The sequence below is a fragment of the Parvibaculum sp. genome (assembly GCF_049671045.1).
Classification (GTDB): domain Bacteria; phylum Pseudomonadota; class Alphaproteobacteria; order Parvibaculales; family Parvibaculaceae; genus Parvibaculum.
On record NZ_JBATUH010000052.1, the window covers coordinates 20159 to 28664 of the forward strand.

6 protein-coding genes are annotated in these 8506 nt (G+C 63.0%); 2 read left to right on the forward strand and 4 right to left on the reverse strand.

Annotated elements, in window-relative coordinates; all coding sequences use genetic code 11:
• Nucleotides 1-87: 87 nt before the first annotated feature.
• The 3 genes from WBG82_RS06745 to WBG82_RS06755 form a co-directional block, all read right to left on the reverse strand.
• The gene (locus WBG82_RS06745) at nt 88-2946 is read right to left on the reverse strand and encodes an autotransporter outer membrane beta-barrel domain-containing protein (RefSeq protein WP_424422951.1); all 2859 of its coding nucleotides are present in this window, start codon (nt 2944-2946) and stop codon (nt 88-90) included.
• A gap of 503 nt (nt 2947-3449) precedes the next feature.
• Nucleotides 3450-3770 carry a hypothetical protein gene (locus tag WBG82_RS06750; protein ID WP_424422953.1) on the reverse strand — a complete coding sequence of 107 codons (321 nt, stop codon included), beginning with the start codon at nt 3768-3770 and terminating at the stop codon, nt 3450-3452.
• A gap of 23 nt (nt 3771-3793) precedes the next feature.
• Nucleotides 3794-4213 (reverse strand): VOC family protein, encoded by a 420-nt coding sequence (locus WBG82_RS06755; RefSeq protein ID WP_424422956.1) that lies wholly within the window; start codon nt 4211-4213, stop codon nt 3794-3796.
• Between the two features lie 203 nt (nt 4214-4416).
• On the opposite strand from WBG82_RS06755, the gene WBG82_RS06760 reads away from it, so the two are divergent.
• Both WBG82_RS06760 and WBG82_RS06765 read left to right on the forward strand, forming a co-directional pair.
• Nucleotides 4417-5136, forward strand: coding sequence for an SIR2 family NAD-dependent protein deacylase (locus WBG82_RS06760; RefSeq protein WP_424422959.1), 720 nt, complete (start codon nt 4417-4419; stop codon nt 5134-5136).
• Nucleotides 5137-5183: 47 nt separating this feature from the next.
• Entirely contained in the window at nt 5184-6800 is a 1617-nt protein-coding gene (locus tag WBG82_RS06765; RefSeq protein ID WP_424422961.1) for an alpha-glucosidase family protein, read from the forward strand.
• Between the two features lie 18 nt (nt 6801-6818).
• On the opposite strand, the gene WBG82_RS06770 is transcribed toward WBG82_RS06765, so the two are convergent.
• A partial coding sequence (locus tag WBG82_RS06770; RefSeq protein ID WP_424422964.1) for an NTP transferase domain-containing protein occupies nt 6819-8506 on the reverse strand: 1688 nt, incomplete at its 5' end.

Below are 8506 nucleotides of genomic sequence, written 5' to 3' on the forward strand. Positions count from 1 at the left end.
GCGCAGTCGCCAGAATTCAGACAATCATCGTCGACGGTAAACTTGCGTGAGGACCGGCGTTCAAGAATGTTTCGCCTTTCCCGCCAGTTACAATTCGTACCTCAGATTGACAGTTTCGGCATATGCACTGCCACTCGAGGAGAATTCGCCGTCGAACCTGCCGCCCAGCGACAACCCGCTTGTCAACTTGACCTCCGCGCCAGCCGAGAGCAGAGCGCCGTCGCTGGCGCGCTTGGCACCGTCAATCGTAAAGCTTGCGCCAGGCAACGTCTGAAACCCTGCTGAAATCCGGCGATCATTGTTGAAGTCATGCACCCAGGCAGCGCGCCCCTGCAGGATCAGCGATCCGGCATCAGCCAGGGCGAATGCCCTGTCCAGCCCCGTGCCGATTTCGGTGCGCATCGTGCTTGTTGTTTCCGCGGCATAGTCGAGCGCGAACGTCGCCGATCCGGACTTGGCATACTCGCTATAGGACGGCGTGTGGAAAGCCTGCGCCTGAACCGCGGCATAAGGCGTAAGGACCAACCATGGCGTGTCGAGCCGATAGCCGCCCTCAACCCTTGCGCCGACCGCATCGACGTCGAAGTCGGCCGCCAACTGGTCAGTGCCAGCAATCGTCACTGTGCGGTCGGTGCTGGAGTCGTGGAAGGCGTAGGCGAGCGCGCCTGCCAGGTAAGCCGGTCCCATGCGCGTCTTTCCGTACACGCCGGCCTGCAATATATTGCTGTCGCCGCCGCCAAGACCATTGTCGAGGCTCCACGACGTCGAGCCGCCCGACAAGGCAAATCCGGCCAGCGTATCCGGGGTTATGGTGTAGTCGACACCAACCGCGATGCCGCGAACATCGTCGCTGACGGCGTTTGAACCGACGGCGGTATCACCATCAACATCTGCCTGACCCCCATAGACCGAACCCCAGAACGCGTAATTCGGTTTCTGCTGTCCGAACTGGTGGTCGGAGCTTGTCGAACCGGATTCGGCAAAGGCAGTGGCAATGGCAGGCAACTCGTCTGGCTGCGTGAAAGCGAGTGGCGCCGTTGCGCCACGTTGCTCGCCGGTATTCCCGAGCATCAGGCCAAGGAACGTGTTCATCGCATTGAACGGCGCTTGCGTCGCATCGGCGGCCGTTTCGCCTGAAAGCTGCGTCAGCCCGTTTGCGAGTTCCTCCTGCGGCAGGCCGAGAAGCGTCGCGAAGTCAGGGCCAATGCCGCCGCCACTGTTAAAGGCGTTGTCGATGACCGTGCCCACCGCCCGCTGGTTGCGGTTCAGTCCGCTCGTTTCGGCAATGGCGGCAGTCAGATCGATGCTGACATCGGTCGCGCTATAGGCAAGGCTGGCCTTCAAAGCCGGCGCGTCGACGACATTGAGCGCACTGAATTTGGTGCCGCCAAGCCCGCCTGAGGCCGACAGGAGCACGTAGCTCTTGCGCAGGTAGGAACCCGAAGCAAAGTTTGCCTGCACCGTGCCGGCAAGTGCTGCCGTGCCGGTCACGACCGTTTTGTCACTGGCGGACGGCGTCAAATCGACTGCGTATGTACTCCCCGCCTGAAAGGCCAAATTTCCCGCAACCGAAAGCGTGCCGAGCGAAGCGTTGCCAGCCGCAAGGACACCTCCAGATTCGACGCTGGTGGACGAGAGGGTGCCAACACCGCCGAGAGTGCCGCCGCTTTTGACCGACACGCCGCTCGACGTGGCGATGCTGCCATCCACCAGGAGCACACCGTCCGACACCTCGGTCGTGCCCGTGTAGGTGTTTGTGGCCGAAAGGGTCAACGTGCCAGCACCGACTTTGGCGAGCGAGCCGCCGAGAGCCGGCGTCAGGCAGGCGGCCCCTGAGCCGCAATCGCTTATCACGCCGGCAAAGGCGGTCGAGAGGCCATTGCCTCCCACGGCAAGCTGGTTTTCCCCCAGATAGATATTTCCACTTCCTGCTGTCGAGCCTATGGACAAGATGTGATCGGAGTTGGATCCGGCACTGGCAGAGAAATCGATCACCGCACTCGCGCCGTTGGTGATCGCGGCGTACCCGCCGGTAGAAAAATTGAAAAACGTCACGGAGCCATTGTTCTCGATGGTGGCATTGCCGGCGGTGCTGCGCCGACTGAATTCGAGAACATTGTTGTTGGTGATCGTGGCGTCGCCGGCGCTGGTGTTACTGCTGGAGAAGGACTGAAGAGGGTCGGAAAAGGTGACTGTGCCGTCGTTGACGATCGTGGCGCTGCCGGCGTTCGAGCTGTCCACGAAGTAAATTGTCCCATCGGCAGCATTATTGATCGAGGCATTGCCGGCCGTGGTCGTATCGTAGAAACCCAGCCAATTGTGGTTGGTGATCGTAGCGTTGCCGGCAGTGCTCGAGCTGGAAAAATTCAGGAACACGCCCGGATTGTTGACGATCGTGGCATTCCCGGCGGAACTCGTGTCGCGAAAATCCAAACCGCTGAGATTGGATATGAATGCAGTACCAGCGGAACTGCTGTTCAGGAAGTACAGCCCAAGGCCGTTGATGAACGTCTGCTGATTGGAGGAGTTGTTGACAATTCCCGCGCCCGTAAACGTCAACAATGCAACGTTGGTGACGCCTATCTTGAACGTATAAGCCTGAGCGCTGGCATCGAAAACCATCGCGTCGACGGAGGTCGGGACCAGTGCAGAATTCACAACTGGTGAGGGTGGCAGCGTGATAGTGGAGGCGCCGGTGGCGGAAAAAGTCGCCGTGCCATCCGGAAGGACGCCACCACTCCAGTTTAAAGGATCGCCCCACTGGCCGGAAACGCCGCCGCTCCATGTCGCATCGGCTGCTCTTGCCCCCTGGACCGAAAGGCCGATCGCGGCCAGACCAATCACAAAGCCTGCAACCGGATTCGACAACGCCCCGCGCCGCTTCTCGCACACGCGTCCGACAACCATCGATTGCTCGATGGCCGACTTCCCCCGAAAATGAGTCATCTGCCCCTACGTCCCAATAAGCTGATTCGATCGTGGCCGTCTCAATTCGCGCAACGACAGACGCTCCGGGCATACAGTCGATGGGGCCAGGGCGCCAACCTAGCAGCCGCTATTGGGCATCGAAAGGCGCTCACGCAAAGTTGATCCGGGTCAAATCACTCCGTCGGCGTCGTAAGCGGCAGAGCGGGGAGAGGTGCAACGATCCGGGTTCTCTTCAATTGAGCGCTCGGAATAGTACGCATACAAATTAATTTGCCGGCTCAGCGCCGACCCGCTCGAGATAGGCCGGATCGTCGCGCATGGCCATCGCGCGCCTGACGAAATCTTCGTCAAGCCTCAGGCCGGCCGAATGAATTGGTTGGCTGGTTTGTCATGGTGCAACTCGTTTCGTTCAAGCTGCACCCTTTATGAAGATACTTATGAAGATACTGGCGCCGCCGATCGCGGCTCCTTCTTTCTCGGCATGCGCGGCGCAATATCCCGTGCGGTTCCCGCCAGGATTTTCAGTAATAGCTTTCGATGCGCTCGCTGCCGCCCACGATATAGGGGTGGCCGGAAGCGTCGTAGCACTGCATCGCACTCCAATGCGCCATGCGGCCATCGGCCGTGGGGCCATCGCGCACGACCTTCTGGCACGGATGGCCCGGAGGCGGCGGGTCGCCATCGAAGGGACCCGGTCCGACGAAGAGCGGTGTGGTGATCGCGGGGCCGGTGGAGAGTGCCTCGCCGACCGTGAGGCCACCCCCCGCGCTGGCGAGGGAGGCCGACAGCAGGGCGGCGCCTCCGACAAGGCCCGCCGCGAGATATGTCCATGTCCTGCGCATGGCAAAATCCTACACCCGGCGGCTCACCAATGGCCAGTGTTGGGCATCGACGCCCAGGGCTCCTTGACGGGAAGGGCGGGGCCCTTTTGCAGAAGCTCGATCGAGACGTTGTCGGGCGAGCGGACGAAGGCCATGCGGCCGTCGCGGGGCGGCCTGTTTATGGTAACGCCCGCCTTCATCAGCTTTTCGCACAGGCCGTATATGTCATCGACCTCATAGGCGAGGTGGCCGAAATTCCGGCCTTCGCCAAGCGTCTCGGGATCCCAGTTATGGGTGAGTTCGATCTGGGCTTCCCTTTGCCCGGGCGCGGCGAGGAAGACCAGCGTGAAGCGGCCCTGCTCGTTGTCGTAGCGGCCGAGTTCCTCAAGCCCCAGATGCTTGCAATAGAACTCGAGTGACTTGTCGAGGTCGAGAACGCGAACCATTGTATGAAGGTATTTCATCGGCCGGATTCCGTGGTCGTTGTTTGATTTCAATGCGTTTGTCCGCATAATTCCGCATATGGGCCATGAGGTCAAAAAACCAATGGCCAATGCCGACGCCCGCTTCCGGCCTTGCGCCTGTTCCTGAAGGCGGGATTTCATCGGCATCACTTTCTTCGCATTGGCATTTCGGGAGGTGAGCCATTCGCAACGAGCTGAAGCAGATGATCGACGCGGCGCGGCGCGTCGTCGTGTTCACGGGCGCGGGCATCAGCACCGAGTCCGGGATTCCCGATTTTCGCAGTCCCGGCGGGCTCTGGACGAAGATGGCGCCGATCGACTTCGGCGATTTCATCCGCTCGGCCGAAATCAGGCGCGAGGCCTGGCGGCGCAAATTCGAGATCGACAAGACCATCGCGCGCGCGGAACCCAACAAGGGGCACATGGCGATCGCGCGGCTCGTCGATATCGGCAAGGTCAGCCATGTCATCACGCAGAACATCGACAATCTGCATCAGTTGTCCGGCGTGCCCGCGGAAAAGATCATCGAGCTGCACGGAAACGGCACCTATGCGAAATGCCTCGATTGCGGTCTCCGCTACGAACTCGAGGAAGTGCGCGTGATTTTCGAGGCAAACGGCGAGGCGCCGAACTGCCGCGCCTGCGGCGGCATCGTCAAATCGGCGACCATATCCTTCGGCCAGGCCATGCCGGAGGAGGAGATGCGCCGCGCGGAAGAGGCAACGCTTGCCTGCGATGTGTTTCTTGCGATCGGCTCGTCGCTTCAGGTCTATCCGGCGGCGGGTTTTCCCATCATCGCAAAGCGCAACGGCGCGACGCTCGTGATCCTCAATCGTGATCCGACCGAACTCGACGCCATTGCCGATCTCGTCATTCATGACGAGATCGGGCCGACGCTCGCGCCCGTCGCCATGCTGAACTGACGGGTACGGACGGATCATCCAATATTCCGGACAAGGGGGAGACGCGCATGAGCCGCGCAGAGGGCAGGACGCCGTGGTGGCAGGGAGCTGTTGTCTATCAGATCTATCCGCGCAGCTTTCTCGATACGAATGGCGATGGCGTCGGCGATCTCAAGGGCATCGAGCGCAAGCTCGACTATGTCGCCTCGCTCGGCGCCGACGCGATCTGGCTCTCGCCCATCTATCCCTCGCCCAATCGCGATTTCGGCTATGACGTCTCCGACTATTGCGCCATCGCGCCTGAAATGGGGACGATGGAGGATTTCGACCGACTGGTGAAAGAGGTTCATGCACGCGGCATGAAGCTCATCCTCGATCAGGTGCTGAGCCATACGTCCGACCAGCATCCATGGTTTCAGGAGAGCCTGCTAAGTCGCGATAATCCGAAGGCGGACTGGTATGTGTGGGCGGAGGCGCGCGAGGACGGCACGCCGCCCAACAACTGGCTCGCCGCCTTTGGCGGAGCTGCGTGGTCGTGGCATCCGCTGCGGCGGCAATACTATTTTCACAAGTTTCTCAAGAGCCAGCCCAAGCTCAACTTCCACAATCCCGATGTGGTCGATGCCTGCATGAACGTGCTGCGCTTCTGGCTCGATCGCGGGGTCGATGGTTTCCGCCTCGACGTGGCGAATTCCTATGTGCATGACGAGCATCTTGGTGACAATCCGCCGGTGCCCATGGCCGAGCGGACTTTCGCGAACTGGTCGCACGCGCCGCGCCTTCAACGCCACATTCATGATGCGAACACACCTGAAAACGAATGGGCGATGCGGCGTGTACGGAAGGTTATGGACGGGTACAAGGATCGGCTGGCCTTCGGCGAATTCTCGGAGGAGCCTTCCATGTTCGGCATCTATGCCGGCGGGATGGACCGGCTTCACACCGGCTATACGTTCGACTTCATCGAGGACAGGTCGTTCAAGCCCAAAGTGTTCCGCACTTACTACGACGAGCTTCTGATGCCGCTCGAGCATCTCTGGCCGTGCGTCACATTCTCCAATCACGATGTGGTGCGGCCGGTGACGCGCTGGGGCGGCGGGCGGGGCGACGACGCGCTGGCGAAGCTCGGGCTGCTGCTCCTCCTGACGCTCAAGGGCACGGTGCTCATGTATCAGGGCGAGGAACTGGGGCTGCCGGAGGCGGACCTCGAACGGAAGTGGATCAAGGACCCGGTCGGCGATCTCTATTTCCCCTTCGGCAAGGGGCGGGATGGTTGCCGCACGCCGATGCCATGGGAGAGCGTGGCGCATGAAGCGGGCTTCACGAGCGGTGCGCCGTGGCTTCCGGTTCCGGATTATCATTGCTCGCGCGCGGTGGATGCCCAGGAGCGCAGCGAGACCTCCGTTCTCGTTTTCGCGCGCCGCCTCATCCATTTTCGCAAGCAGCAGCCTGCGCTCGTCACCGGCGACATACGCTTCGTCGAGGCGGCGGGCGATGCGATCCTCGCCTTCGAGCGCATGTCAGAGGGGCAGAGGCTTCTCTGCGTCTTCAATCTCGGACGCAATGAGGCGGGATATGAATTGCCGGCGAATGCGGGCGAGACGCTGATCTCCACGGGTGAAGTCGAGCTCGGCAAGAACGCGCTGAAGCTCGGCGCGCGGGCAGGCGCGGTCTTGCCGCTCTGACGCCCTGCCGCGCGGCCGCTATGCACCGCGGCGCCGTGCCATTTCCTCCGGCGTGTCGATGTCGGTCAGCGTGGCGGCGTCCGGCATCGGCACCTCGCAGACGGCGTCCTCATGCTCGCCGATGAGATGTTTGGCGCCGACATCGCCCTTGAGGTCCTGCATTTCGGCGAGGTAGCGCGCGCCCCAGAGAACCGGGTTCCCGCGCTTGCCCGAAAAGGTCGGTACACAGATGGTCCGGCCCTCGTCGGGATCGTATGCCGCGACGAGCCGGTCGATATGCCTTGCTGAAATGTCCGGCATGTCGCCGAGGCAGATGACGGCGGCGTCGATATCGGCGGGAAGCGCACTCACACCGGCGCGGAGCGAGGTCGAAAGTCCCTCGGCATAGTCAGGATTGTGGACGAAGCGGACGGCGCGGCCGGCAAGGGCCGCGCGTACCTCGTTGTCCTCATGTCCGGTGACGACCGTGACCGATGAGGCGACCGAGGCGAGCGCCGCATCGACGACGCGGGCGAGCATGGGCTTGCCTTCGATTTCGGCGGTGAGCTTGTTGGCGGCGCCCATGCGGCTCGACCGGCCCGCGGCGAGGACAAGGGCCGCGACGCGCGGGGCGGAGGGCTTGGCGGCGGCCGCGCTGCCGGTTCCGTCGCGCGGCTGGGGCCGGGAGGCGATTTCTTTCAGAAGGCCGCCCGCGCCGAGGCGCATCACATCTTCGCGGGTGACAGAAATTCCCGCCAGCAGGCGCGAGAGCACGAAGTCGAAGCCGTTGAGTTTCGGCGAACGGGCGCAGCCGGGCAGGCCGAGCACCGGCGTCGTGCCGTGGCGGGCGAGCAGCATCAGATTGCCGGGATCGACCGGCATGCCGAAATGGAGAATCTCGCCGCCCGCTCTTGCGATCCCGGCGGGGAGCACGTCGCGGCGGTCGGTGATGGCGGAGGCGCCGTAAACGAGGACGGGGCTGAAGCCTTCCGCGAGTGCGTCGGCTACCGCATGGGCCACGGCGGCCTCCTCATGCGCGCAGCGATATTCCTTGCCGATGCGGCTTCCCATGGCGGCGAGGCGGGCCGCGAGCACGTCATGCGTCTTGTCGAGCACGCTTTCCTTCGTCGCGGGGAGTCTCGTCATGACGAGCGCGGCGTTGTGCGGGCGGAAGGGATGAAGTGTGAGGATCGGCCCGCCCGACCTTGCGAGCGAGACTGCCTTGTCGAGGGCCGCGCGGGGGGCCGCGAAGGGGATCACCTTGACGGTTCCGACCATCTGGCGGGCGGCGACGGTTTCAAACGGGGCGAGCGTCGCGGCCGTCAGCGCCTCGTCGAGAAGGTTGATGGCGTCGATCCGCTCGCGCTCATAGGCGAGCACGCCATCCGCCTCGGCGAAGAGGTTGCAGCGGCCGGTGAAAGGCTCGCCGACGCGCAGGCCCGGCCCGGCGAGGGCGTGGGCGAGTTCGGCGGCGGCCTGATCTTCCGGCACGTCGCCCGCTTCGAGGCGCGCGGCCGTCACCCGCGCAATGCCCGCCTGCCCCAGGGCCTCGACGTCGCCGGCCGTCAGGACGCGGCCCTTCTTGAAGGTTGCAGCGCCCACGCGGAGCGAATGGGCGAGGATCGCGCCCTCGGCCTTTGCGCTTTCCATCTCTTCGAAGATCATGTGCGGAGCACCTCCGTGATCTCGGCCATGATCGAGATGGCGATCTCGGCCGGGCTCTTCGC

Coding starts and splice junctions, on each gene's coding strand:
- WBG82_RS06745 (WP_424422951.1), bottom strand. CDS start 2,946: ATGACTCATTTTCGGGGGAAGTCGGCCATCGAGCAATCGATGGTTGTC.
- WBG82_RS06750 (WP_424422953.1), bottom strand. CDS start 3,770: ATGCGCAGGACATGGACATATCTCGCGGCGGGCCTTGTCGGAGGCGCC.
- WBG82_RS06755 (WP_424422956.1), bottom strand. CDS start 4,213: ATGAAATACCTTCATACAATGGTTCGCGTTCTCGACCTCGACAAGTCA.
- WBG82_RS06760 (WP_424422959.1), top strand. CDS start 4,417: ATGATCGACGCGGCGCGGCGCGTCGTCGTGTTCACGGGCGCGGGCATC.
- WBG82_RS06765 (WP_424422961.1), top strand. CDS start 5,184: ATGAGCCGCGCAGAGGGCAGGACGCCGTGGTGGCAGGGAGCTGTTGTC.